General features: G+C 63.0%; 19 protein-coding genes, 1 tRNA gene and 1 riboswitch. Of the genes, 8 read left to right on the forward strand and 12 right to left on the reverse strand.

Features of this window, described 5'->3' with window-relative positions:
• Nucleotides 1–3: 3 nt before the first annotated feature.
• Both QP305_RS00535 and QP305_RS00540 read right to left on the reverse strand, forming a co-directional pair.
• Entirely contained in the window at nucleotides 4–255 is a 252-nt protein-coding gene (locus tag QP305_RS00535; RefSeq protein ID WP_016442796.1) for a hypothetical protein, read from the reverse strand.
• A gap of 241 nt (nucleotides 256–496) precedes the next feature.
• Nucleotides 497–570: transfer RNA gene (locus QP305_RS00540), tRNA-Pro, on the reverse strand.
• 329 nt (nucleotides 571–899) lie between these two features.
• Here QP305_RS00540 and QP305_RS00545 point away from each other — a divergent pair.
• The 6 genes from QP305_RS00545 to QP305_RS00570 all read left to right on the forward strand — a co-directional run bounded on the left by QP305_RS00545 (nucleotide 900) and on the right by QP305_RS00570 (nucleotide 7,573).
• Nucleotides 900–1,349, forward strand: a complete 450-nt coding sequence (locus tag QP305_RS00545) for an FHA domain-containing protein (protein WP_016442798.1) — start codon at nucleotides 900–902, stop codon at nucleotides 1,347–1,349.
• The gene (gene ftsR, locus QP305_RS00550; RefSeq protein WP_284903277.1) at nucleotides 1,342–2,154 is read left to right on the forward strand and encodes a transcriptional regulator FtsR; all 813 of its coding nucleotides are present in this window, start codon (nucleotides 1,342–1,344) and stop codon (nucleotides 2,152–2,154) included. The genes QP305_RS00545 and ftsR overlap by 8 nt, the downstream gene beginning before the upstream one ends.
• 204 nt (nucleotides 2,155–2,358) lie before the next feature.
• Nucleotides 2,359–3,777: a purine-cytosine permease family protein gene (locus tag QP305_RS00555; RefSeq protein WP_101594742.1), complete on the forward strand. Its 1,419-nt coding sequence runs from the start codon at nucleotides 2,359–2,361 to the stop codon at nucleotides 3,775–3,777.
• A gap of 53 nt (nucleotides 3,778–3,830) precedes the next feature.
• Nucleotides 3,831–5,597, forward strand: coding sequence for an adenine deaminase C-terminal domain-containing protein (locus QP305_RS00560; RefSeq protein ID WP_284903279.1), 1,767 nt, complete (start codon nucleotides 3,831–3,833; stop codon nucleotides 5,595–5,597).
• A gap of 43 nt (nucleotides 5,598–5,640) precedes the next feature.
• Entirely contained in the window at nucleotides 5,641–6,648 is a 1,008-nt protein-coding gene (gene add, locus QP305_RS00565) for an adenosine deaminase (protein ID WP_284903282.1), read from the forward strand.
• Between the two features lie 361 nt (nucleotides 6,649–7,009).
• The gene (locus tag QP305_RS00570) at nucleotides 7,010–7,573 is read left to right on the forward strand and encodes a MerR family transcriptional regulator (RefSeq protein ID WP_026429372.1); all 564 of its coding nucleotides are present in this window, start codon (nucleotides 7,010–7,012) and stop codon (nucleotides 7,571–7,573) included.
• Nucleotides 7,574–7,734: 161 nt separating this feature from the next.
• Here the strand turns inward: QP305_RS00570 and QP305_RS00575 are convergent, their stop codons facing one another.
• Nucleotides 7,735–11,631, reverse strand: coding sequence for a S8 family serine peptidase (locus QP305_RS00575; RefSeq protein WP_284903284.1), 3,897 nt, complete (start codon nucleotides 11,629–11,631; stop codon nucleotides 7,735–7,737).
• Between the two features lie 409 nt (nucleotides 11,632–12,040).
• Between QP305_RS00575 and QP305_RS00580 the strand changes: the two genes are divergently transcribed.
• Entirely contained in the window at nucleotides 12,041–12,394 is a 354-nt protein-coding gene (locus QP305_RS00580) for an RNA polymerase-binding protein RbpA (protein WP_016442806.1), read from the forward strand.
• A gap of 71 nt (nucleotides 12,395–12,465) precedes the next feature.
• Here the strand turns inward: QP305_RS00580 and QP305_RS00585 are convergent, their stop codons facing one another.
• Genes QP305_RS00585 through QP305_RS00605 form a run of 5 tightly spaced genes read right to left on the reverse strand, consistent with a single transcriptional unit; the run spans nucleotide 12,466 to nucleotide 19,742 of the window.
• Nucleotides 12,466–13,236, reverse strand: coding sequence for a polyprenol monophosphomannose synthase (locus QP305_RS00585; protein WP_284903286.1), 771 nt, complete (start codon nucleotides 13,234–13,236; stop codon nucleotides 12,466–12,468).
• 2 nt (nucleotides 13,237–13,238) lie between these two features.
• The gene (gene lnt, locus QP305_RS00590; RefSeq protein WP_284903289.1) at nucleotides 13,239–14,864 is read right to left on the reverse strand and encodes an apolipoprotein N-acyltransferase; all 1,626 of its coding nucleotides are present in this window, start codon (nucleotides 14,862–14,864) and stop codon (nucleotides 13,239–13,241) included.
• Nucleotides 14,861–17,458, reverse strand: coding sequence for a DEAD/DEAH box helicase (locus QP305_RS00595; RefSeq protein ID WP_284903291.1), 2,598 nt, complete (start codon nucleotides 17,456–17,458; stop codon nucleotides 14,861–14,863). Before QP305_RS00595 ends, lnt begins: the two co-directional genes overlap by 4 nt.
• Complete coding sequence (locus tag QP305_RS00600; RefSeq protein ID WP_284903292.1) at nucleotides 17,455–18,693, reverse strand: WYL domain-containing protein; 1,239 nt, start codon at nucleotides 18,691–18,693, stop codon at nucleotides 17,455–17,457. Before QP305_RS00600 ends, QP305_RS00595 begins: the two co-directional genes overlap by 4 nt.
• On the reverse strand, nucleotides 18,690–19,742 hold the full coding sequence (locus QP305_RS00605; protein ID WP_284903294.1) for a helix-turn-helix transcriptional regulator: 1,053 nt from the start codon (nucleotides 19,740–19,742) through the stop codon (nucleotides 18,690–18,692). Before QP305_RS00605 ends, QP305_RS00600 begins: the two co-directional genes overlap by 4 nt.
• Before the next feature lie 36 nt (nucleotides 19,743–19,778).
• On the opposite strand from QP305_RS00605, the gene QP305_RS00610 reads away from it, so the two are divergent.
• Nucleotides 19,779–20,888 carry a DUF3866 family protein gene (locus tag QP305_RS00610; RefSeq protein ID WP_284903296.1) on the forward strand — a complete coding sequence of 370 codons (1,110 nt, stop codon included), beginning with the start codon at nucleotides 19,779–19,781 and terminating at the stop codon, nucleotides 20,886–20,888.
• 292 nt (nucleotides 20,889–21,180) lie between these two features.
• On the opposite strand, the gene QP305_RS00615 is transcribed toward QP305_RS00610, so the two are convergent.
• The 4 genes from QP305_RS00615 to rpe all read right to left on the reverse strand — a co-directional run bounded on the left by QP305_RS00615 (nucleotide 21,181) and on the right by rpe (nucleotide 25,112).
• A complete protein-coding gene (locus QP305_RS00615) occupies nucleotides 21,181–21,957 on the reverse strand; it encodes a hypothetical protein (RefSeq protein ID WP_284903298.1) in 777 nt (258 codons plus the stop codon).
• Between the two features lie 213 nt (nucleotides 21,958–22,170).
• Complete coding sequence (locus QP305_RS00620) at nucleotides 22,171–23,217, reverse strand: ABC transporter substrate-binding protein (protein WP_284903300.1); 1,047 nt, start codon at nucleotides 23,215–23,217, stop codon at nucleotides 22,171–22,173.
• A gap of 122 nt (nucleotides 23,218–23,339) precedes the next feature.
• Nucleotides 23,340–24,143, reverse strand: a complete 804-nt coding sequence (locus tag QP305_RS00625) for an ABC transporter permease (RefSeq protein WP_284903301.1) — start codon at nucleotides 24,141–24,143, stop codon at nucleotides 23,340–23,342.
• 103 nt (nucleotides 24,144–24,246) lie between these two features.
• Nucleotides 24,247–24,365: riboswitch (FMN riboswitch) on the reverse strand.
• Nucleotides 24,366–24,437: 72 nt separating this feature from the next.
• Complete coding sequence (rpe, locus tag QP305_RS00630; protein ID WP_284903302.1) at nucleotides 24,438–25,112, reverse strand: ribulose-phosphate 3-epimerase; 675 nt, start codon at nucleotides 25,110–25,112, stop codon at nucleotides 24,438–24,440.
• Nucleotides 25,113–25,119: the final 7 nt, after the last annotated feature.

A 25,119-nucleotide genomic window follows, 5' to 3' on the forward strand; every position in this document is an offset into this window, starting at 1 on the left:
CCGTTACCTCCTTTCCGAAAGCAGGAATTGGCGGATGGACATCAAGGCGATGGAAGCGGCAAAAGTGATGCACCAGCTCAGGACGCCAAGATCCTGCCCGGTACTTCCGCTTGCCGTGGCCCAGAAGACCAGCCCGATAACGAGTCCAAGCGCGAGGACAACCCAGGTGGCTTTAGCGAGGAGCGACGCCCACCTGGCAACCTTGTGCTCCTCTAGGTCAGTGGGGATGCCACTGAAATCTTGATGATTTTCCATGTGTCAAGCATAACTTAAATCGCCCAGACTTTTATCAGCTTGCGTGGAGCATTTCTTCGGACAATAGTCCCGTGTGACGCAAATCGCTGAAAACGCGCCATTTTTGCGAAATTTTAGTTGTAGTACGACGACGCTGCGTGTCTCACCACCCGGAATGGACTCAGCAGCACGCCAGTACAGCAACCCGGTATAAGAAAATTCCCGCGTCACAGGCGGACCTATGACGCGGGACATCACAACGTCGGGCTAGCGGGATTTGAACCCACGACCCCTTGACCCCCAGTCAAGTGCGCTACCAAACTGCGCCATAGCCCGAAGCGATAAGAAAACTTAGCGCTATCCCCGCCCCAATAACCGGATTTCAACATCAGGTCATCGCCACGTGGACCACATGAGATTACCTCATACGAACAGAAAAAGACAAATCCCAGAAGGTGACATAGCCCGCTCTTCGCGCGGTGCTGCGATATGCCCTGGGCCGTGTGGCGATAAGTAGAGCGCAGCATCGCGACATGTACGGCACAGCGCCGCAATACGCCTCGCGCCGGATGATCTCACTAGAGTTATAGCCCCAAATCGTTATAGGATTGTTACCGATAAAGAGGCGCCGGAGGGAGTTCTCCAGGGCAGTGAAGGAGAGGCATATGGCTGAACAATTTGATCCGAGGTCGGCCGCACCCGCGCCTACGGAAACATCTCGCTTCACCGCTATTGGCGCGCAGCCCGATCAGCCGGTGGCCGAACGCCATCTCAGCCCTCAAGAATGCACCGCCATCGATGCCCTCCCCGCAGGTTCCGCGCTCCTTATTGCGCTATCCGGCCCGAATTCGGGGGCCCGGTTCCTCCTCGATGGGGAAGTGACGAATGCGGGGCGTTCCCCACGCGCTGATATTTTCCTTGACGACGTTACGGTTTCCCGCAAACACGTGCAGTTCTTCCGCCGTGGCGATACGTTCCACGTGCGTGATTCCGGCTCCCTCAACGGCACTTACGTTAACCGGGAACGGGTGGATGATGCTGTGCTCCGCACCGGCGATGAAATCCAAATCGGAAAATTCCGTTTGACCTTCTACGCTTCGCGAGCCGGTGCGTGATACACCGGTGATATCTCGCGCTTCTACGGCCACCCCGGATTCTTCCTTCTCGCCCGCTTCCGCTCCGCGCCGCATGCGGGCAGATGGCAGCCCGAGCACCTGGCCTCATGACCTCAGCCACGAACCAACCCTGCGCATCGGGGAAGTTCGCCGTGCCCTCACCGATGAATTCCCCATGCTCTCGGTTTCGAAAATCCGGCATTACGAATCCATCGACCTTATTTCTCCCTATCGCACCGCAACCAATCAGCGGCTTTTTTCCACCTCGGATACCGAGCGTTTGCGTTTCATCCTGAGGGAACAGCGTGACCGCTTCCTGCCCCTCGACCAAATCCGGGAAGAGCTGCGCCAGCTCGATGAAGGCATTATTGAGGCACCGGGCCGCCCCGGGGGGATGCGCGCCGTCGCCGCACCGGAAGTGCGCCGCCCGAAACCGGGCGAACGTATCACCCAAGCCGAATTGGCCGATATGACCGGAGCGGCGCTGGGCACGATTGAAGAGCTGGTCACCGCGGGAATCCTCGCCACCGATGCGCGCGGGCGCCTATCCGCGCAATCGGCGGATATTGTGCGCTACTGCGTGATGCTGCTGGAAGGCGGCTATGACCTGCGCCAAATCCGCAGCGTCAAGAATTCCGCGCACGCCCAGGCCGTGATGATTACCACCCAGTTGGCTACCGAGCTGGCAAAGAAAACCCCGGTTGCCTCCGAACGCGCCCTCAACCAGGCCGCCGAGGATGGCGCCACCATCGCCCGGCTTTACGGCGCTCTCCTCACGGAAAACGTCGAAGTGGAACTGCGCTAAATCGCATCGCGCGCCGCCGGTCATCCCCGGTAAAACCTTCCACTTCGCTCCCCTGAAAATGCAGTTCACGGCGCTATTTGCGCAAAAGTGAGCCACGCCGGGCAGACAGCACCGCCCACCCAGGAGTAGGGTGGTAGTACAACTTCATATCGATTGAACCGAACCCAGGTCATGCTGGGCACCTCAACTAGCAGGAGACAATTAATGTCAGGTTCTGTGGAAACCCAAGGTATTGACCTTGTTTCTCCCCGGGAAAGGTACGGTCGCCCCCGCGATCTTTTCTTCCTGTGGGCGGGCACAACCACTAATATTTTTACCGTGTCCTACGGCGCCATGCTGGTGCTACTGTACGGACTTTCATTCACCCAGGCACTCGCCGTTATTGTGATCGGCAACGTTATTGCCTATCCGCTTCTCGCGCTAACCTCCATTCAAGGGCCGCTCACCGGTACCACCACGATGACCATTTCGCGGGCATCACTCGGTACCCGCGGGGCTCGTATTAATGGGGTGCTGTCCTGGCTTATGCTCATCGGCTTCGAAGCCGGGGGACTCATTCTCGTCTACTACGCCTGTGAGGCACTCCTCGCCCGCGCGGGCATTGCCCTAGAGGGCGGCGGGCAGATTGCCGTCGTCGTTCTTCTTGCAGGGATTCAGCTTCTTCTTCCCCTTCTTGGCCACCGGATTCTCATGGCAGCGCAAAAATACGCAACCATGATTTTCACGGTGGCTTTTCTCGTGCTGGCGGCCCTCATTATTCCGCAAGCTGCACCGGGTGCCTCGGCGGGCACCGATTCGCTTTTCACCCTAATTTCCGCAACCTCGCTCGTTATTGTCTCGGGTGGGCTGTCTTGGGCGCCGAGCGGTGCGAATTTCTCCCGCTACCTGCCCGCTGATTCTTCGCCCCTCGCGGTGGGAACCTGGGCGGCGCTGGGCGGGTTCATTCCCTACGTACTACTCCAGACTCTCGGAGCAGCGATGGCAACCGTGGCGGTTCCCGCGGAGGTGGAGCTGTCCAATCCGCTGGCCGTCCCGGCCATCCTCAGCCCGGCCTTCGCGGTGCCCTTCCTCATCCTGGTGATGGTCGGTTTGCTGCTTCAAAACGGCACCAACCTCTATTCCTCGGGCCTGAATTTGCAGACGGCCGGTATCCACGTGCCGCGCATGGTGATTGTGTGCATCGACAGCCTCATCTGCGTGGCCATCTGCATTTTCGCGATCCAGCAAGAAGCTTTTTACAGCCTCCTCAACGCTTTCGCGGCCTCGCTGAGTATCTGGCTGGCGCCCTGGGTGACCGTGTATCTGCTCGATTGGGTGGCACGGCGCGGTACCTACCACCTGTCCGGCCTGGCCATTGAATCCCACGGTCCGTACTGGGGCAGCGGTGGGGTGCGCTGGTCCGGGATGGCCGCGCTGCTGGGCGGGATGCTCTGCTCGGCGCTGTTCACGAACTCGGGTTACCTGGTGGGTCCGCTTACTCGGCTCCTCGTGGACGTGCCCGCCGCGGCCCCCGATCTGTCTATTCCCGCCGGCGTGATCGCCTCCACCCTCATCTACCTGGCCCTGCGGCCGGTGCGTGAACGTGAACGCGCAGCCCGCCGCGCCTTTATTACCGCTGCCTAAGGGCCGCGCAACAGCCACATCCGCCCCGACCCTCATAGTTTTTAGGAGAACCCATGCCTCATCGTCAGCTTCTCGACGTCGCCTACGGGCGCGCCCACGCCGATACCATTATTGATAACGGAATCCTGGTGAACGTGCTCACCGGGGAAACGTACCCGGCCTCCGTCGCCATCGCCTACGGGCGGGTGGCCGCGGTGGGGAACGTGGACGCGCAGCGCGGCCCGAATACCACCGTTATTGATGCCGACGGCGCCTACCTGACTCCCGGACTCATTGACGGGCACCAGCACATCGAGTGCTCCAAACTTTCCGTAACCATGTTCGCGGATCTGGTATCCCGCTACGGAACCACCTCCGTGATTTCCGGCCTGGACCAGATCCTGGTATCCGCCGGCCTGGAAGGCGTGCAGGAATTCCTGGCCGAAGCCGAGGAATCCTCCATGCGGGTATGGTGGGGCGCGCCCGCCAAGGCGCCCTACACGGTGCCCGAATCCACCGTGGGGCACCGTTTCGCCGTGGAAGACCACCGGAAAGTGCAGCGCATGCCCGAATGCGTGGGCCTGTGGGAAACCGTGCAGGAAATGGTGGAATACGGCGATGAAGAAGTCCTCACCGCCATGGACCTGGCCGAAGAAAACCGCCTGCACGCCTTCGGCTGCGCACCGCTCGTGGATGCGCGGCGGGTTGCCGGCTACGCGGCCTCCGGCGTGACGCTGTGTCACGAATCGTATTCCCCGGAAGAAGAACTGGAGAAGATGCGTAACGGCATCAATATCCTCATCCGAGAATCCACCGCCGCCCCCATGCTCGCGGAAAATATTAAGCTCATCACCGAGATGGGCGCCCCGGCCCACCGGGTTGGTTTCTGCACCGACGATGTGACCGCCACCGATATTCTGGGCCGCGGCCACCTCGATTACGTGGTGCGCCTGGCCATTGAGAAGGGGATTGACCCGGTGACCGCGATCCAGATGGCCACCATTAACACCGCCCGGATGTTCCAGCTCGATGACCGCATTGGCGCCATCGCCCCGGGGCGTTTCGCCGATGTTCTCTTCGTTGATTCTCTCGAAGATTTCCGGCCCCGCACCGTCCTCAAGGGTGGGCGGATCGTGGCGCACAACGGCGCCGCCGTGCAGGCCCCGCAGGCCCCGCAGCGCACCGCCACGGTGCTCGATACTTTCAAGCTCGCCCCGGTGAGCGCGGATCGCATTGCGGTTCCGGTTGCCGATTCGGCTACTTCTGCGCGAGTGCGCACCATCGTGCTCTCCAAGGACGTTGCTTTCAAGCGCCCCGGCGCGGAGGTCGAACTCCCGGTGGTGGATGGCAAGGTGCAACCCGATATCGCCCAGGATGCCATTTATGTATGCGTGGCCGAACGCTACGGCAAAACCACGAACCTGCCCGTTGCTTTTATTCAGGGCTTCGGCCTCAAGCGCGGGGCGATTGCCACCTCGGCGGCCCCGGACGATAACAATGTGGTGTGCGCGGGGGTGAACCCGGAGGATATCGCCCTGGCAATCAATGAAGTGGCCCGGCTGGGCGGGGGACAGGTTGCGGTATGCGACGGTGAGGTTGTTGCCTCGCTGCCCCTCCCGGTGGGCGGTATTGTTGCCGACCTGGCTGCTGAAGATATGGCCGCCGCCGAAGCTGAAATGGACCGGGCCGCCCGGGAGGTGCTGGGCGCGGAGCTCGATTCGCCCTTCGGCCAGCTCATCTTCCTGTCCATCACCGCGATTCCCGATTGGGCGATCACCGATCTTGGCCTCATTGACTGCGTCACATTCAACGTCGTCGACCCCGTTATTGCAGCGCGGTAAACGTGCGCGACCGCGCGAACGTTACCACGCAGAAAGGAAAAATATGACCGCGATTTCGCCCTTCGTGCAGGGCCTGCCCAAAGTTGAGCTGCACCTGCATATTGAAGGAACCCTGGAACCCGATCTCAAATTTAAGCTCGCCGCCCGCAACGGCGTGGAGCTGCCCTACGCGAGCGAGGAGGAGGTGCGGGCTTCCTACCAATTCGATGACCTCGCTTCCTTCCTGGACGCGTATTACGAAGGCATGAGCGTGCTCCTCACCGCGGAGGATTTTTACGACCTCGCGATGGAGTATTTCCGCAAGGTCGCGCGCCAGAACGTGCGCTACGTGGAGATGTTCTTCGACCCGCAGGCGCATACCTCGCGCGGGGTGGAGTTCCACACCGTAATCTCCGGGCTGCGACGCGCCCAGATTGAGGCGCGTGAGCAGCTGGGGGTGGACAGCGCTCTCATTATGTGTTTCCTGCGGGATTTCCAGGCGGAATACGCCATGGCGACCCTGCTGGAATCGCTGCCGTACCACCCGTGGATTATCGGCGTGGGGCTCGATTCGGATGAAACCGGCAACCCACCCGCCAAGTTCGCGGCCGTCTTCGCCAAGGCCCGTGAGCTGGGCTATCAGCTCACCATGCACTGCGATGTTGATATTGCCGATTCGGCCGAGCATATCCGCCAGGTCCTCGAGGACGTGCGGGTGGACCGCGTGGACCACGGCACCAATGTGCTGGAAAAGCCCGAGCTGGTGGAGTACATGGCCAGCCACGGTATTGGCCTGACCTCCTGCCCGATCTCCAATACCTGGGTTTCCGACGGCTCCAAGGTGGGGCTGCTCACCGAGCTGGATAAGCGCGGGGTCAAGGTCACCGTCAATTCGGATGACCCGGCGTATTTCGGCGGGTATATCGCGGAGAATTACCAGCGCGTGGTGGACGAAGCCGGGGTCGATAAGGAGACGCTCAAGCGTTTCGCGCGCAATGCGGTGGATATTTCCTGGGCTCCGGCCTCCCTCAAGGAGCGCATCGCCGCGGAGATTGCCGCCTATGAGGGCTAGATGAGGTAGGCGCTGGGGCGGGCGAGTAGCATCTCGCCTGCTCGCCTCAGCCGCCTCAATTTTCACAATAACATCGCGTGTATCGTTTATCACATCGCGATAGGAACGACGGCGCCGGCCGCTTCTCGTGTGGGAGCGTGCCGGTGCCGCGGGCTTTAAGTGTTGGAAACTAGCCAATTTTGGGTGAGGATGCGGTAGGCTAGGGGAGTAGTAAACAGTGCTTTCTTGCGGCGCCTTACCCTAAACCTCAAGTTGAGCTTTAGACACGCCGCGCCGGGCGCTGATCCGCTGGCCGGGCTGCTATATCGTGGTAGCTAACACTGGCAACCGGCCAGAATCCACGCTGCGAAACGGAGAGACTATGAGCGACGCGACTGCCAAGGACGCGACGTATCGGCGTACCCAACCGATGCTCTTCGGCGATCCTCTTCCCGAGCTTGACGCCGAAACCGGCTACCGCGGTCCGATTGCCTGCAAGGCCGCAGGCATCACCTACCGCCAACTCGATTACTGGGATCGCACCGGTCTTGTGTCGCCTACCGTGCAGAATGCTTCGGGTTCCGGCAGCCAGCGTCTCTACTCTTTTAAGGACATCCTGGTCCTCAAAGTGGTCAAGCGCCTCTTGGATACCGGGGTATCACTTCAGCAGATTCGGGTTGCTATCGCGCAGCTCAAGGATCGCGGGGTGGAAGATTTGGCCGGTATCACGCTCATGTCCGACGGTGCTTCGGTCTACGAATGCACCTCTGACGATGAAGTGATCGACCTGGTCAAGGGCGGCCAGGCTGTTTTCGGCATCGCGGTTGGCCGGGTTTGGCGTGAAATCCAAGGTTCGCTTTCCGAGCTTCCTACCGAACGCGCTGAAGAAGAAGTGGTGGATGAATTGGCCCAGCGCCGCCTCGCCAAGCGCCGCCGCGGAGCGTAGCAAGGCTTCAACGGGGAGCTGGTGTTCCAGCTAGCTTCCCAGCAGTTCTAGTCTTTTCCGAACAACTCCTATATAACAAAGAAATCCCGGTTACCTCGTCTGCTTGAGTAGTGAGGTAACCGGGATTCTTCTTGGGCTAGCGGGCCCGTGCCGGCGCTACCTTAGCGGCGCACAGCAGGGGTATCCGTTCCGTTACCGTCCCAGTCCCCGAGGAAGACCGCATCGCCGTGCCGCCCGTAGGCGAGCGTTGTTTCAGCATCTCCTCCGGTGAGGCGGTTGGTGATGTGGAAGGTGTTTCCGCGGCGCACCGCAAAGGTATCCTTGCCGTCTGCGTCGAAGTCTCCGGCGAAGACCTGGTCATCGGCGCGTCCGTAGGAGAAGACCTGCTCAGCATTCCCGCCAACGAGCGAGTTCTGGACGTAGAAGGTGTTTCCGCGGCGCACCGCGAAAGTATCCTTGCCATCCCCGTCGAAGTCTCCGGCAAAGACCTGGTCATCGGCGCGTCCGTAGGAGAAGACCTGCTCAGCATTCCCACCAACGAGCGAGTTCTGGACGTAGAAGGTATTCCCGCGACGCACCGCGAAAGTATCCTTGCCATCCCCATCGAAATCACCCACGAGGACTTCGTCACCTGCACGCCCATAGGAGAACACCTGCTCAGCATTCCCACCAACCAGCGAATTCTGGACGTAGAAGGTGTTTCCGCGGCGCACCGCGAAAGTATCCTTGCCATCCCCGTCGAAATCACCCACGTAGACCTCGTCACCAGCGCGCCCGTAAGAGAAGACTACGGAGGCAACGGTCGCCGTCCAGTTATTGGAGACGAAGAAGGTATTGCCGTGCGCGGCCGGGGGAGTGGCCGGCTTGCTCGGCTCCGCGCTCGGTTCCGGATCTTCGCTCGGCTCGGGCGCCGGAGGTTCGTCCGTGGGCTCCACGCTCGGAGTAGGAACCGGGGTCGGTTCCGGAACGGGCGTGGGTTCCGGCTTGTCACTCGGGCTCGGCGCCGGCTCGGCCGGCTCCACCGAAGGCGTCGGCACCGGAGCGGGCGTGGTCGGATCGACCGTCGGCTCAACACTCGGAGTCGGTGCGGGAGCAGGAGTCGTCGGCTCAACGCTCGGAGTCGGTGCGGGAGCGCTCGGCTCCGGCTTCTCGCTCGGGGTAGGCTCCGGCGTGGGCGTCGGCTGCGGCGTTGTGCATTCCTTGACGCAGAAGGGGGCGGTTACGAAAGTTTCTTCACTGGAGCTGCGGGTGAAACCGGGAAGGGTCTCACCGCTCGGCTCCGTTGTTCCCCCGCCGGTACCCTTCACGACCCGCAACTCGAAGACATAGCGACCCGGGGCGGCCGCGGTGCGCGTCGTCGCCGAAGCAGATTCGAGGTAGGTACCGTCCCAGGCGAAGCGCCCCAGATCGGTACGGCCCACACCGTCCTCGCTATGCACCACGTTATTTTCCGAAACTGGGGCGCCCTTCGAGCCGTCCTCGTTGGCGTGGAAGACCCGGATCTCCAGCTTCTGTACCGGGGAATCAATATGGTATTCCACCACCGGAACCGCGCCGTTGGTGTAGTCCATGGCGTAGGCGAAAAGCTCGGAATTGGGAGCGTTGGAGTACTGCGCACCCTTGTCCAGGCACTCACCCTTGTAGATGGTGGCCGGGTTGGGGCAGGCAATGAGCTTGGTCAGCGAGGGCGGATCGTAGGCGAGTAGATTCGCCAAATCCGGGCGCTTCTGGGCGATATCCGGGCGAATATCCTTGACCTTCCACGTGGTGTGGAGGAATTGCAAAGCATTTTCGTAATCGCCCTTGAGGCCCGCAAAAGGCACCTGGTAGGTGGAATTATCATCGCCGTGGGCCACCACATAACCGCCGTAAATCGCGCCCTCGGGCACATTCGTCGGATCGGTGACCGAGACCTGTACCTGGGCATCCGCCCCGGGCTGCACCGTCACCTGCGCGGGGTTAATCGCCACCTGCGCATCGGTCCCGTTGTAGGTGGTGAAACGATCGTGCGGCCCGCTGGTGGCGCGCACGTGAGTATCCGCCGTGAAGGTGTAGGTGACGGACGCTGCCGAGGCGTTGTGCACGGTGAGCGTCGTCGTTTCCTGCACGTCCGAATCGCCCAGCGAAATCTTCGCGGGCGTGATCGCGGTGGGAGCCCCGCCGCCATTCGTGCCCGGTTCCGTGACCGCAGCGAGGGCCGCGGGCAGATTCACCAGGCCGGCACCCTGGCGGTGGGTAGCGAGCTTCGGGGCATCCGCGCTGCCGTCGACGGTGACCGGGTCGGCGGTATTCTGCAAGGCTGTGCGCACCTGGGCCGGCGTGAGCTTCGGGTTGGCTTGGAGCAGCAGGGCTGCGCTCCCGGCCACGTGCGGGGCGGCCATTGAGGTACCCGAAATCGTCTTCCACGAGGGCGTCACGGCATCATCAACCGGCCACGCGGAATAAATATTGCCGCCCGGGGCAACCACGTCCGGCTTGAGCTGGAGGTCCGCAGCTAGGCCCCAGGAGGAGAAGTCGGAAATTTTCCCGCCGGTGGGGGAGGTGGCTACTCGCTTGGCGTCCGTCCATTCCAGGCTGGCGTTTCCGGCGGCCGCGGCCTCTTCGAAGCGCTCGCCCTGTTCCTGGGTGACCGCGATGACCGGGATCGTTACGGCCGGGTTTCCGGCGATCGTTGCGTTAATGGTGCCGGGTTGGTTGTTATAGATGATGACCGCTGCGGCGCCGTCGTCCTGCGCGGCACGGGCCTTCTGGTAGAAGGTCGAGGTTCCGCGCGAGATAAGCACTGCTTTCCCGGTAAACGGTGTTCCGGGAAGATCAACGGCGCCGGTTTTTTGCCCTTCGGGATAGGCGACGACGTCGAGCCTACCCGCCGTGGGCACCGCGGGAGATTCTGTAACATTCTCAAATCCCTCAGGCCCGCCGTTGAACATAAATACCGGGCGCAGTACGTGGGTATTGTCCACGGAACCTACCGCGATAACCGAGGGGCCCACGGCCGGAGCACTACCGGAGAAAATACCCTTCGCACCGGAATTACCCTGGGAAGCCGTCACCACCACGCCGGCGGCAACGAGGTTTTCCGAGGCCACCGCGGTGGGGTAGTTAGGCCAGGTCGCGAAGGCCGCGCCGATGGACATGTTGACAACGTCCATTTTGTCCCGCTGGGCGCGTTCGAGCGCGGAGAGAATCACTTCGGAGCTGGTGGAACCCGTGCATCCGAAAACGCGGTAAGCACCGATCACGGCATCGGGAGCCACGCCCTTGAACGTGCTTTCCGGGTCATTACCTGCGGCGATGCCGGCCACGTGCGAGCCGTGCCCGCCGCCGGCCCCGCAGTCATCAGGAAGAGCATCCGGGTGGGGGACCGGCTGGAAATTCGGGTCACTGCGATCCGTATTGAAGGAATCGCCCACGAAATCGTAGCCGGTTACGATCTTGTCATTGGGGAAAGCACGCTCGCCCTTGACGCCGTTCCCGCCGAAAGCCGGGTGATCGATGGCCACGCCGGAATCAATGATTCCCACGCGCACGCCCTTGCCGGTGACGCCGAATTCCTCATTGGCTACGCTCGCGCCGGTCATATCCCGCGCGGAGTACATATCGGGGGTTTCGCCGGGGCGGTTCATTTCCGCGTCAGATTCAACTTCGGCAGGCCGTTCCACCGTGAGCACCGGGTAAACACCGATCACATTAGCGTCATTAACGTAGCGCGCTAGTTCCACCGAATCGGCTTCGACGGTCACGCCGTTCCACACGTGCTGGTAGGAGGTATCCACCTCGCCACCATCATCTTCGACCGTCTGGGTGAATTCCCGCTGCTCGCCCGCGATGCGGGCGGAGGAGCCACCTCGAATAAGAGGTTCGCTCTTGAGTTCAATAAACCATTTGCCGGTGAAATTCGGATCGCTTTCCGCCGCGGCAACGGTGGCGCGGATATCGAGGGGATCGTGCCCATCTGATTCCGTGGCCGCCGCGGTTGCGGGAGCGAGGGCGCCGCCAACGAGGGCGGCACACGCACAGGTGACGCTCAAGCGGCGCCAGCGTGGTTGCTCAGCCATACATATCCTTCCTGATAGCTGGCCGCTGGTCCGGGCATGGAAATATGAGCCCAGCTCAACGGCATGCCAGCAATTTTGCCGAATATCTTAAATAATCAAAATTGATAGTCCAGAGTGTGAACGACCGGCGGAACAGAATGTGAGAGTGGAGAGCGGGCGAGCGGGGGGATCAGCAGGGGGGGCGAGCGGGGCTCACCGTCACCCTCGCGCGGCGTCGCCCGGCCGCGTTTTGACATAATGTACATTATCGGCAAGTAGTGCAAGGGCGCCGGATTCCTGTCCAGCCCCTCTTTAAGGCGTCATGGCGCCCGATTCGGGGACGTAACCACCGGGGCCCGCGGCGTCGTCGTTAATATGGAAACGGAGAAACGTAACGCGAGCAGACACGCTCGCGAGGAAGGACAGCACGATGGCTGAACGTTCGTTGCGCGGCATGCGCATCGGAGCTAATTCGCTCGAAACCGATGACAATGTGGTTTTTGTGGACCGCCAGCAGGTGAAATACCGCTGCAAGAACGGCCACGAATTTGGCGTGGCGATGGCGGTGGACGCCGAAGTTCCTACCGCGTGGACCTGCCGCTGCGGCGTGGAAGCTGAGCTCATCGAAGGCGAAGGCGTGGACGACCGCAAGCCACCCAAGCCGGTGCGGACCCACTGGGATATGCTCCTGGAACGCCGCAACGAAGATGAGCTCAAGGTGCTGCTGGAAGAACGCCTCGAGCTGCTGCGTGAAGGCAAGCTGCGGCTGCGGCGCAATCGCTAATCGCGCTCAGTTCCGCGGCGTGCCGGCCGCGCGCTTCAGATTCGCGGCGCTGTACTCCACTACCGCGCCGCTCAGTCCCGCGGCCGGCGCAGCTGAGTAACCACGCGTTTCGCGAGATTGCCCAGCTGCCGCCCCCGCCGCGTGACGCCCATCACCGTGGTGCGCTTGAGGGATTCAGTGAAGACCGAGCCGGAGAGCTTCGACTCCCCCGCCTCGCGCTCCGAAAAAGTGATGGGCATTTCAACGATATGGCCCCCGCAGCGCGCCACGTGATCCGTCATATCGGTCTGGAAGAAATAGCCACGCGCTTCCACGGTGTCCAGGTTGAGGCGCTCGAGGATATCCGTGCGGTAGACGCGGTAGCCCGCGGTGGCGTCGCGCACCGGCAGCCCGAGCATCCCTTGAATATAAAGGTTACCCAGGCGCGAAAGCGCCTCCCGGGGCTTGGACCAGCCGTCAATTTTCCCGCCCCGCACGTAGCGCGAACCGATGACCAAATCCGGCGCATCGGACATCGCGGCGCGTTCGAGCAGCAAGGGCAGCTGTTCGGGATGATGCGAACCATCGGCGTCCATCTCCACCACGTGGCTGTAGCCGCGCTCCATGGCCCAGCCGAAAGCCGCGATATAGGCCCGCCCGAGCCCGTCTTTTTCGGTGCGGTGCAGCACGTGGATGTGCTCATCGCGCCCGGCCAGCTCATCTGCGATCTTCCCGGTACCGTCCGGTGAATTATCATCAACCACGAGGATATCCGCCTCGGGTACGGCCCGCCGGGCCCGCTCAATGATCCGCGGAAGATTCTCCGCCTCGTTGTACGTGGGAATCGTGATGAGAACGTGCACGACTAACCTTTCTTCCAGCGCAGCCTTGCGTACCACACCCATGCTATACCGCCAGCCGCGGCCGCCGCAGCCAGAAGTCCGTCCCGGTAGTACGGGTAGAAACGCGCCGCCGGCGTGAGACCTTCGTGCAGGGCGACCGTGGTGGTATGCGCTGCTTGCGTCCACGGTTCGGTGCGTTCGCGTACCGCACCATTTGTTTCGACGACGCCGGAAATTCCCACGGTGGAAACCTGGAGCGCAATACGCTGGTATTCGACCGCCCGGAAACGAACCATATCGAATTGTTGGGCCGATTCGGCACTATCCCCGAATGACGCATTATTGGTGGCCACCACATAAAGTTGGGCGCCCTGGCGGATTGCCTCAGATCCTACATCTCCCAGCGCCACTTCGAAACAAATGGGTGTGGCCAGGCGCACGGTAGTACCCTGCGCGCCCGTGGTGCCGGTTTCGCCACCGGCGGGGCTCTCTGCCGGGGCTGGCTCCTCCACTGGCGCGCGCTCCCCCACCGGAATATCAAGAACCGCCGGTGTGGTGCCGGCCCGCATATCAACGGAGACCAGATCAACGGCGGAGCTGAATTTGCGGAAGAAATCCCGGTAGGGCATATATTCCCCGAAGGGAACCGGATGCTGCTTGCTGTAAACAGCGCTTACCTCTCCCCCGGTCTCCGTGGGCAGGTAGACAACAAGGTCATTGGTACGGCTGACTGCTTGCCCGGTGGCATCGCGCTCATAGGATTGGGTACCCAAGAGCAGCGGGACACCCAGGTAGGTGGAGGTTTCGCTGACCAGGGCGCGGGCGCGCGGGTGTTCGCGAATATCGTGGTCGGAGGCGGATTCCGGCCATACCACCAGGTCCACATCCCCCGGGGTAATTGCGCGGGTGGCGGCGCTGAGATTCTCGGTCACGGTGAGAGCTTGATCGCGGCCCTCGGGAAGGCTGCCCGCCCGCGGGACGATCCCCTGCGCGTAGCCGATGCGCAGCGAACCGGTGGGCGCGGTGGCGGGAAGCGGAAGCGCCCAGGGTAGGGCGAAGAGTAGTGCTGCGCTGAGGGCTAGACTCGCCCCCGCGAAGAGCCGCCCGCTGCGCACCCGCATCAGGGCCAGGCTGAGGGCGGCCCCGCAGATGACCACCGCGGCGGAGACCAGCATGGTGGAACCCCAGGGTGCTAGCCGCACCAGCGGGCTATCTACCTGAGAAAAGGCGAGGGTTCCCCAGGCGATACCGCCGAAGGGCCATAGGGAGCGGGCCAGTTCCGCGCCTGCCCACACCAGGGCTACCGCGGGGAGGTAGATAAGCGGGCAGCGGGTCCAGCGCGCCCGGCACATAGCGCTCCAGGTGGCCACCACCAGCCCGGTAAACAGTGCTTGCGAAAAAGCGAGGGCGAGTTGGGGAATGAGAGCCCCGGAGGCTTCCCCGGCCCAGGAAAAATGCAGGGAGAAAAATATGCATCCGGAAAGGAGTCCGTATCCGAAGCCGGCGCTGGGGCGGCAGTGTGCCGCAACGAGGAGAAGCAATGCGATACTCACCGGTGCGAGGATCCCGTAGCTCAGGGGCGGGAAGGATGCGAAAAGCCCGAGCCCGGCCAACACCGCGCCGCACAGCCGCAAGAGAACACCGCTCACATGAGCTCCGATCGTCGCATGAGGTCACGAGCCTGGCGCGCGATATCGCTCAGCCAGGTTCCTTCGGTTGCTACCGTGACCTGCCCGAGGACGTCGATAATACGGCGCGCGGCGGAAATGAAATCCCCTGCGGTCATGCGGGCTGATTCTAGGCAGGCTTCCAAGCCCACTCCCCCGGCCCAGGCCGCGAACACGTCCGCGCAGCCCGGGCTGAGATCCGGGGTGCGGGTAATCCCGTATGTAAGTTCCAGAGATTGCAGGTATTGGACTTCCGCGCGCGCTACGCGGGCGGCATCAACAAGCCGGGCCTCTCGCGGCAGCGCACTGCCCAGCCGGTCATCGGCCAAAAACATGGAGACCCATCCGGCTAGGGCAGGTGCGTCCAGGCTACCTTCGGGGAGTTGCGCCAAGCACTGGTACATGAGCAGGTCGGCTTCGGTGTGCAGTTCGCGTAATTGCGCGGCACCCGGGCCCATGCGGATGGCGTCATTATCACCCTGGAGCACCCCCACTTCGCGTAGGACGGCAGCCGTGGCATCAAATTCCCGCCCCGCCGAATCGGTGAAGGCCGCTATGCGCTGATCGATTTCCTCGATGCGGTGGTGCAGCGAGACCCACGTTTGGGCCTCATCGAGGTGGGCGTACAGATGCGGGCAGGAAGCTACCGGATGCGCAGCAACTTTGGGATCGCGCGGGGTGGCGAAACGCGCCCAGGATGCCAGCAGATCCCGGTCGATTCCCAGATCGGCGCGCCCACCCACCAGGTCGAGAATATCTTCGGCGATCTGCTCGCGCACCGTCGGCTTTTTGGTGGACATCCCGAAAGGCACCGTGACCGGGCCAATTTCGCGCATCTCCGAGGCAAGGGAATCTTCATACAGCCAGGCCAGGTCCCCGAACCAATCGATCACGCGCACGCGGTCCGGGGCGGCAGAAAGCACCAGGGCGTAAACGAGATCGGTGCCAATCGCGTAAGCGTACACGTAGCCCTGGCGCACAGCCGCGAAACTCTTTGCTATGCGCTCCCGATAGCGCCGTTTCGCGGCTTTACGTTCGGCTTTTGCGGCTCGCCCGGCATTCCCGCGCAGGCGCAGATAGTCAAGCAGATCACCGCGCGAGCAACTCAAGCGGGTTTCTTCGGTTTCCACCCGGCGTTGAATCCGGGCGCGCCGCGCCGCCAGGCCGCCCAGTTCCGCATTGCGTTGGAATTGCGCGAAGGACCGGCCCATCAGATCGCGCGCCGCCGCGTAGCTCATGCGAGCCAGCAAATTCGTCACGGTGTTATAGGAGGGCTGGAAAGCAGAGATGAGGGGCTCGACCCGCCCCGAAGCCAGATCTGCCAGATGCTCCGGATCGGTTTCCGAGTCAGCCAGGACTACCCCGTAGCCCACGGTATCGCGCCCGCGCCGCCCGGCCCGCCCGATGAGCTGGGTGTATTCGGTGGCGTTCAGGTCCACGAAACCGTGCCCGTCCCAGCGCTGGAGCTCCTCCAGAACCACCGTGCGGACCGGCATATCGATACCGAGAGCCAGGGTGCCGGTAGCGTAAACAATGCTGAGGAGCCCGCGTTCCATAAGGCGCTCGGTTAGCTCTTTGATCGCGGGGAAAACCCCGGCGTGATGGGCCCCGTAGCCGCGCTCCAGCGCCGCGGCAGCCCGCTCAAAATGCACGGCCCGCCGATCCGATTCCGTGAGCGTTTCGCGCAGGGCCGCGATTTCTTGTCTAATCTCCGCACGCTGGGCGCGGGTGGTAAGAACTTCGTTATGGCGCAGCAAAGCTTCAACCGCTTTATCACAGCCTTTGCGGGAAAAAATAAATTCGATAGCCGGGAGCATGCCCCGCTCGCCGAGCTTGTCGATAATGGCACGGCGCTCGCGATCCGAGACCCGTTTTTTACGTTCCGCGCTGCGCCGGTCGAGCGCATTGACGAGGGCCGGATCGGGCTCCAAGGTGTCTGCGCGGTAGAGCGGGAAGAGTTTGCGACCCACATTAACGTATTGCGCGAGGGGAACGGGCCGTTTCGTGGATACCACGACGTCCGTTGGCCCGCGCACGGAGCGCATCCACGCCGCGAGTTCCTCAGTATTGGCCACTGTGGCGGAGAGCGCCGCCAAACGCACGTGATCGGGCAGCGATAAAATCGTTTCTTCCCATACCGGCCCGCGATCAGGATCGGCCAAAAAATGCACTTCGTCCAGAACCGCGTAGCCCACGTCAAGGATATCCGGGGATTCGTGCAGCAGCATATTGCGCAGCACTTCGGTGGTCACCACCAGAATCTGCGCTTCGCGATTAATACTCTGGTCCCCGGTGAGCAGCCCCACCTGCTCCTCACCGATTTCTCGCGCCAGTTCGGCGTATTTTTGGTTGGAAAGCGCTTTTATTGGTGCGGTATAGATACATTTTTTCGACGACGCTAAAGCCAGATACACCGCGTAGTGGGCCACCACTGTTTTCCCCGAACCGGTAGGTGCGCATACCAGCACATCATGGCCGCGTCCCAAAGCCGCGCAGGCCTCCAGCTGGAAATCATCGAGGTGGATCCCGCGGCTAGCGTAGCTTTCCCGATAGTCCTCGAGTAGCAGATCCGTCATTGCTCCCCCTCCGGTGTGCTTTCCGGTGTATGTTCACGGATGGCCGGCGTAGCGGCGGCGTCGCCCTCCTGCGCGCGTAAGCGCGTGCAATAATCGGCCACCGCGCGCGCAACTTCCGGTGGTTCTAGGGCGACCACATCGTCGATTTGCACGAGGAGTGAGACGAGCCACGGGAGGGAGCGGGCACGGACCTCAATGGTGAGCAGCTCCTCGCCAGCGCGCGCATTCGCGGTGCTGAGCGCATTCGCGTTGCCGTGATCTTCATTCGCATCGCCGCGCTTATCCGCGATGCCGAGCTCTTCGTTCGCTTCGCGTAGCCGTGCGCCGGGCAGGGTTTCCGCTACCCAGCGCGAGGCTCCGGTGACGGTGATACGCACGTCCGTGCCGCTCGGCTCCCAGGTGTTCTCCCCGCGGGCGCGCTGTGCTTTCTCGTTTTTCTCCACCTCGGCGAGGGCCCGGCGAGCCTCCGCGCGTTCCGATCTGCTGAGCTTCGCGCCGGGGCGGGCCGCGGTTATGCGATCCAGGCGGAAATGGCGCAGGCCCTGCTCGGTGAGGGTACGCAGCAGCGGGGCGTCGCCGGCCAAGATGACGAGGGGAATAACGTGTTCGTGCCCGGCGCGCGCGTGCGGAAGCGGATCGTTGAACGCGCGTTCGTAGTTGAAATCGAGGTAGCAGCCACCTTCGAGGGCGGCGTGCACGGCTTCCATGGTTGCCGCGTCGGCGGCCGGGCGGGTGGGTGGCCAGAGCGCGCCTTCGTATCCGGCTTCGCGCACCGCCTCCCCCAGCGCAGCGCGGGTGGCGGTGAGGGTCGCGGCGGCTGGCCCGGGGGCGGTAACATCCCGGGCGGCGTCAAGCAGCGCGGCCACCACCATCGCATCGTCCAGGGTGAAGGGAATAACCGGGTCATCGGTCATGGAGCGCAGGTAGACGCGGCTCTCCGGCCCGGCCACGGTATCCGCCTGCGCCATATTTTCCGGCAGCTCCGCGGCGCACGCACCTGCCGCGCTATCGGCCGGCGCCGTGCTCCCCGCGCAAGCACCGCGTTCGGGAAGCTCCAATTCGAAGGGGACATCAAAATCGGCGGTTTCGGCCAGGTTGGCATCCCAAAGGTAATCGAGGGTGCGCTTCCAGGAGGGGAACTGGAAATGTGCGGTTAGCTCGGCCAAAGTGGCGCCCTGGGGGCGTTCATGCAGGTAGATCAGCATCCCGAGGGTGGTGACGATATCGGTACTCATCGCGATCCCCCCGTCTCCAGCCCGGTGGCTTCACTCAGGTTAATGAGATTGTTCACCCGGCGCTCCCATTCTTCGCGCAGTTCGCCAGGGGCGGCCAGGCGCACATCCACCCCGTAAAAAGCCAGATATTCGAAAATACGATTAAGGCCCACGGTGGAGAATCGGTAGGCCGTCCAGCCCGTGGGGGCTGGTGCGTGTGCGGGAGCTGGCGCATCTGCTAGAGCTGGCACATTCGTTGGAGCCAAAGTTCCTGCTACAGCCGGCGCATCCGCGTGGCTGAGTTTCTCCCCGCGGGCGGCAAGGGCGGCCGCGGCGCCGTCGCGAATATGCAGAATGATGTCCACATCAAAATGCTCCCCGCTCACCTCCCCGCGCGGGAACTCGCACCGATCACCCACGCTGAGGGTCCCGGAAATTACGCGACTGAGGCGGAAGGTTCGCTCCGCCCAGGGGCCGAAATCCTTAAGGCCGCTCTCCCGCGAGCGTGCCAGCCCGGAAACATAGAACATGCCGTAATGTTCAGCGAAATTCCACGGCTCTACCTCGTAATGTTTGACCAGGTCAGCACCCCTGCGGTAATCGAAGCTGACCCGGCGGCGGTACTGCAAGGCACGCGCAACCACCCGCGCTGCCGCGCCACCCGGAATCCGGACGCGCAAGTGGGTGGGGACTGCGGCGTCGCCGCTTTCCGGAGGCGCGCCCGCAAGAAGTTTCGCCACCCCCAGGCGCGCCGATTCACCTTGGGGATCTCCCGCCTCGATACTGGAGCGCAGGGCGTGGAGCACCCCGGCGCCGATCCCGGTGACGCGCGCGAGCACCGGCGCCGCGGAATCGTATGAATAACGCCACTGGTCGTCAAAAATAATGGGATAACCGGCTTCCCGCAGCGCGTCAATATCGCGTTGGAAGGTGCGCAGATCGATTCCCGCTTCGGCGTAGGCCGGGATGCGCTCCATGAGTTCGGCCGCGGTGAGGAAACTGCCGCGGCGAATCGTGTGGAGGAGCGCGAGTTGGCGTTCGCGGTGCCGGCGTGTCTCTTTCTGCTTCACGTACCCAGCCTAGCCGACGGTAGAGTTAAAGCCGTGATGATGTGGCGCAGAGGGAAAATTATTTCCCTGGGGAAAACATGGCGCGGGGCGCGCGAAGCCGAGGTGGAACTTGAGGACGGCAGTCGCGCTCGGGCGCTTGCCTATCCCGATCTGGTGGGCGAACCGGCTGCCGGTGATACCGTGCTGCTCCAGGCGAGCGCCGCCGCGCGCGGGCTGGGCACCGGCGGGTATTTCTTTGTGTGCGCGATTCCGGAGCGGCTCCCCGCCGACTCCCCCACGCCCGGCCATATCGTCAAGGCCCGCTACACGCCGCTCCAGTACCTCACCCTGGGGGTTGATGAACAGAATTCCCCGTACCACGAGCTGCTGCGCGAGGCGGATTCCATTGCCGGGATCCCGGTGGTGGTTGCGGATTTACATTCGGCGCTTCCCGCGATTGTTGCCGGGGTGCGTGCGCGCGTGCCGGGTGCGCGTATTGCGTATGTGATGGACGACGGCGGAGCTCTGCCAGCGTGGTTCTCCCGCACCGCTGCGCAATTGGAAGATCTCGGCCTTATCCTGGGCACAATTTCGTGCGGGCAGGCCTTCGGGGGGAAGCTCGAAGCTGTCACGATCTACACTGCCTTGCTGGCGGCGCGCCTGGTGTGGCAGGCCGATGTAGCCGTGGTGGCACAAGGGCCGGGGAATTTAGGCACGGATACCCGATGGGGATTTTCTGGCACGCGCGTCGGTGAGCATCTCAATGCCGCGGATACCCTGGGAGGAATCCCGATTGCGGCCTTGCGCATGTCGAGCGCGGATCAGCGGGAGCGCCACCTGGGGCTTTCCCATCACAGCGTGACCGCCTTGAGGCGGGTGGCGCGCTGCCGGGTAAGCTGCCCGGTGCCGGTGCTGGGTGAGGATGCGCTCTCCCGCGCGGTTCCCGCTGAGGTGGGAGTGCGGCTGACCGAGCAACTGGACGAGCTTTTCCAGGCCCCGCACCTAGAGCGCGTGGACGTGGAGGTGGATGCGGTGGCGAGCGCCCTCGCGAACTTCCCGGTACGGCTGTCTACGATGGGGCGTTCGCTCACCGAAGATCCCCTCAATTTCTTAGCGGCCAGCGCGGCCGGCTACGCGGCTGGGGAGCTAGTGGCGCGGGCGAGGTGAGCTACATGCCCGAGGTGACCCGCGCGGCCGGTGGGCCGGTGGCGCGCAGCTGCGTCGTGATTGCCCTAGCAATTCCTGAGGACTGATGTGAGGCGACCTTAGCGGTTGCCGGGTATGCGCTTCTTGGGCGAAGGATACGTGCGGAACATCCGCAAACCTCCTAGATCGTGCGTGACAAACACCCAACTGGGTGCTTCGCATATCTAGTGTGCGCAACTGTTCGGGTTTTGTGTGGGGTACGAAAAACACCCGCCTTGGCTGGGTCAAGGCGGGTGTTTTTCGTACATGAGGGCTAAGGGCAACGCCAGGCGTTACCCTTCGTATCAAGCTGCCAACAATCGTCAGTGCCGTTAGGCTCCCAAGACTCCACCCATCGCCCACCGCCACTATTCACCGCAGGTTCCGGCGCAGCTGGTGCCTCATAGACAGGCTCGGGCGCGGGTGCTTCATAAGCCGGCTCGGAATAGCTCTCATCGCCGCCGCTATAACCAGCATCCCCACTTACCTCAGCGCGGCTGTCGCTGGCCGGGGCATCCGCAGCCGGTGCTTCAGGTGCAGGAGCCGCAGCGGCCACGCGCGCCTTGACAGCCTCGGTCTTGGACTTGGCTTCGGGCAGCTTCAAGCCGGCCCCTCGCAGGCTGTCGCATTCGGGGTCGAGGCTGGCCGGGCACTCCTTATCCAGGTAGGTGGCTACGGCGTTGGCCTGTTCGGTAGTCATCTTCTTCGAAAGCTCGGCCAGCTCACCCGCGAGCTTCTCGCGCTTGGTAGTAGCTTCTTTTACCTTGGCCGCGTCTTTGCCCGGCTTTTCGGCCAGCCCGGCCTTAGCATCCGCGACCGCCTTTTCCAGGGCGGAACAGGTTTCAGCGTCCCCGCCGTTATCGGTGCAGCCAGCGGTATCCACACCGGACACCACTTTTTCCAGGGCTGTACCAGCCTTGGTGTAGGCGGCCGTAGCTTCATCGAGCGCTTTAGCGCGGTTGTTATGGGCCACAACCGCCCATAGGCCAGCCCCCAGCAGCACTACAGCCATAACGCCGGCAATAATCGCCGCGATCTTCTTCCGGGACATCTTTGATTTTCCTCTATATTTATGCACCGTGCTTTGGTTACCAGAATAGCGGTGCGCGGTAGGGTATAGGCGGCTAACACCAACCTCGTTCCAGCGGACTCGGCCAGCTACGCGGCCGGGGAGCTGGTGGCGCGGGCACGGCCGAGGTGAGCTGCATGCCCGAGGTGAGCTGCGCGCCTGATGGGCCGGTGGCGCGCAGCTGCGTCGTCGTTCTTAATGCGCGCTACCAACGGTCAGATCAACGAAAGCATCGGCCGCAGCGACCGGTTCGCGCAAGAGCTTCTCGGACATGAACGCGGCCATCGCCTCCCAACGCTGCGCGTCCTGCACCCCGAGCGGAGTGCGCCCGGCGTAAAGCTCAATGGTATTCGCGAGGACTTTCTCAGCCGCGGCCGCGTTATCCGCTTCGCGCAGAGCCGGCACATGCTTTGCTGTGATCTCCACGGTTTCCTTCGGGTTGCTGCGCGCGAAGTTCACCGCGCGGTCAAGAGCTGCGAGCATGCGGGTGAAATCATCGCGATGGGCATCCGCGGTGGAGCGCAGCGAACCGAGCCCCACGCCCACGAGCGGCAGCCCGCCCGGGAGCATCTCGATAGTGCGCACCGGCACCCCCTGGCGTTCCACGCTGGGAACATCGGAGTTACGGAAGCCGATAATCGCGTCCACTTCCCCGCTGGCCAGGGCCGCGGCCTGGGTGTAACCGATGTAGTTCACGCTAATATCCGATTCACTCCAGTTGTGGGCGGCCATGAGCGCCTGGAGCGCATAGTAGTTTTCCCCGTACGGGCCGGGCAGGCCGACGCGGCGGCCGGCCAGGTCAGCGGCGCTCTTGATCGGGGAATCGGCCGGGACGATGAGCGTGACGGGGTAATCCTGGTACATCGTGGCCCAATTGACTACGTCGATACCGTTGGAGCGGCCTTCCACCATTTCATCGCCGCCGGCAAAGACCACATCCTCGCTACCGCTGGACAGCGCGCCGAGGAGGGATTCTTGGGCGCCGTGGTGACGCAGCGTGATATCGAGCCCGGCTTCGCGGAAATAGCCCTGGTCTTCGGCCACGTAGAAGGGTGCGAATTGGATATCGGGAACATAGGTGAGGCCAACGGTGAGGGAAGCGGTGGCGCTCGCGGTAGTTGGCTGCGCGGCGGAGGGGGAGGCGTTTTCCCCGTTTTTATCCGCGCCGCCTCCCGCGGTGCCTCCCGCGCATCCGGCCAGGCCGAGGGTAGCGGCCGCGAGTGTGGCAATGAGTCGTTTCATGGGTGTCCTTTCTTGTGTGGTGCGCTTCTATGCGCTGGGGTCTTGTTGGTGCGTGAGTTGTGGCTATGGGTTGGGCTTTGGCGGCCAGCGTTAGCGCACCGGATCGTTACCGCACGGCATCGTCACCGCACCGCCGCGGTCACGTGTTTTTCGACGGTAAAGATGAGCAGGTAGATGCTGATGGCGGCTGTGGCCATGACGACGATGACGGCGAACATTCCGGTGATGTCTCCGGTGGGTTGGGCGCGCGAGAGTTCGGTGCCCAGGCCCGCTCCCCCGATGATCATTTCGCCCACGACGGCGCCGGTGATGGAAAGGGTGAATCCGGTGCGCAGGCCGGCCAGGATGGAGGGCGCGGCCAGGGGGACGATGATGGGGAAAAGGAGGGTGAGCCGAGCGGCGCCGTCGAGCCGAGCTGCGGCGATGACGTCGCGGTCGATAGCGTGCACGCCCACCGAGGTCGAGACGATAATCGGGAAAATCACCATGATGGTGCAGAGCACCACAATGGAGGGCATCCCGTAGCCAATCCACACCACGAGGAGGGGGGCGAGGGCAACGGCGGGGACGGCTTGTGAGGCGGCGAGGAAAGGTTGGAGTGCGCTGTTGAGGAGGCGCCAGCGGGCCAGCGCGATGCCGAGGGGAATTCCGAGGAGGGCCGCCCAGGCGCAGCCGGTGAGGGCCGCGGTGAGGGTGTTGCCCAGTGCGCTGAGGAGGTAGGGCGGGTGGTCGCCGATTCCGAGGAGTGCGGTGGCGAGGCGTTGCCCGACCGCGCCGGGCGCGGGAAGGAGATGCTCGGGCACCAGGTGGGCGCGGGTGACCACCACCCAGAGGAGAAAAACCGCGAGGAGAGAAAGGGTGGCGGGTACCCACGCGGTGCGAGACGAGCGCGGGCGTGGGTGAGAGTTGCGGCGCACAGTGTTCACGTCCTGGTTCCTGACCTTCCCGATGGCCGGGAATGCTGAAACCGGGAGACGCTGACGCCGCGGCACGCCGAAATAGCGTAGCCGAAGCAGGGCTTGGAGCCCTTCGATGCGCCTCCCATCCGGACTGTTACCGTCGGTTGGGGAATTCCACCCCATCGGCCACTTGCGTGGTTCGCGGACTGTTACCGCCGGTTCAGACTTTCACTGACCCCGGTGCATCATGTTCTATATTAGCCTTTCGGGTGCTGGCGTGCACCCGTGGTTAATGTGTTGCGTGCGGGCGTGCACCCGTAGTTAATTTGAGGCGTGCTGGCACGCGCCCGCGGCAAGTTCACGGAGCTTCTCCACTTCGGCATAAGCATCCTCTGCACGGAATACCGCCGAGCCCGCCACGAAGTTATTGGCTCCAGCGGCTGCGGCCTGTTCGATGGTGGAGCGGGAAATGCCGCCGTCTACCTGGATCCATACGTCCAAGCCGGCTGCTTCAATAGCGCGCCGAGTGCGGGTGACTTTCGGCATCATCGTTTCGATGAAGCTCTGCCCGCCGAATCCCGGCTCCACGGTCATGATGAGGATCATGTCGAATTCGTTGAGGATATCGAGGTACGGCTCGATGGGGCTAGCGGGTTTGAGGGCTAGTCCGGCGCGGGCGCCCTGCGCGCGTAGTTCGCGGGCCAGGCGCAGCGGGGCTTGGCAGGCTTCGGCGTGGAAAGTGACAGAGGCGGCTCCTGCCTCAGCGTAGGCGGGGGCCCACCGATCCGGGTTCTCGATCATGAGGTGCGCGTCCAGCGGAACACTGGTTGCCTGCGCCGCCGCCTCAAAAATAGGCAGGCCGAGGGCGAGGTTGGGGACAAAATGGTTATCCATAATATCCACGTGCACGAAATCGGCGTTGGAGATTTTCTCCAGTTCGTCAGCGAGATGCCCGAAATCGCAGTTGAGGATCGAGGGGGAAATCTTCACGTCCATGATGGTC

This window comes from Actinotignum timonense (assembly GCF_030216305.1).
Taxonomy (GTDB): Bacteria; Actinomycetota; Actinomycetes; order Actinomycetales; family Actinomycetaceae; genus Actinotignum; species Actinotignum timonense_A.

Coding starts and splice junctions, on each gene's coding strand:
- QP305_RS00615 (WP_284903298.1), bottom strand. CDS start 21,957: ATGTCCCGGAAGAAGATCGCGGCGATTATTGCCGGCGTTATGGCTGTA.
- QP305_RS00580 (WP_016442806.1), top strand. CDS start 12,041: ATGGCTGAACGTTCGTTGCGCGGCATGCGCATCGGAGCTAATTCGCTC.
- QP305_RS00595 (WP_284903291.1), bottom strand. CDS start 17,458: ATGACGGATCTGCTACTCGAGGACTATCGGGAAAGCTACGCTAGCCGC.
- QP305_RS00555 (WP_101594742.1), top strand. CDS start 2,359: ATGTCAGGTTCTGTGGAAACCCAAGGTATTGACCTTGTTTCTCCCCGG.
- QP305_RS00535 (WP_016442796.1), bottom strand. CDS start 255: ATGGAAAATCATCAAGATTTCAGTGGCATCCCCACTGACCTAGAGGAG.
- add (WP_284903282.1), top strand. CDS start 5,641: ATGACCGCGATTTCGCCCTTCGTGCAGGGCCTGCCCAAAGTTGAGCTG.
- QP305_RS00620 (WP_284903300.1), bottom strand. CDS start 23,217: ATGAAACGACTCATTGCCACACTCGCGGCCGCTACCCTCGGCCTGGCC.
- QP305_RS00600 (WP_284903292.1), bottom strand. CDS start 18,693: ATGAGTACCGATATCGTCACCACCCTCGGGATGCTGATCTACCTGCAT.
- QP305_RS00570 (WP_026429372.1), top strand. CDS start 7,010: ATGAGCGACGCGACTGCCAAGGACGCGACGTATCGGCGTACCCAACCG.
- QP305_RS00545 (WP_016442798.1), top strand. CDS start 900: ATGGCTGAACAATTTGATCCGAGGTCGGCCGCACCCGCGCCTACGGAA.
- QP305_RS00610 (WP_284903296.1), top strand. CDS start 19,779: ATGATGTGGCGCAGAGGGAAAATTATTTCCCTGGGGAAAACATGGCGC.
- QP305_RS00560 (WP_284903279.1), top strand. CDS start 3,831: ATGCCTCATCGTCAGCTTCTCGACGTCGCCTACGGGCGCGCCCACGCC.
- rpe (WP_284903302.1), bottom strand. CDS start 25,112: ATGGACGTGAAGATTTCCCCCTCGATCCTCAACTGCGATTTCGGGCAT.
- QP305_RS00575 (WP_284903284.1), bottom strand. CDS start 11,631: ATGGCTGAGCAACCACGCTGGCGCCGCTTGAGCGTCACCTGTGCGTGT.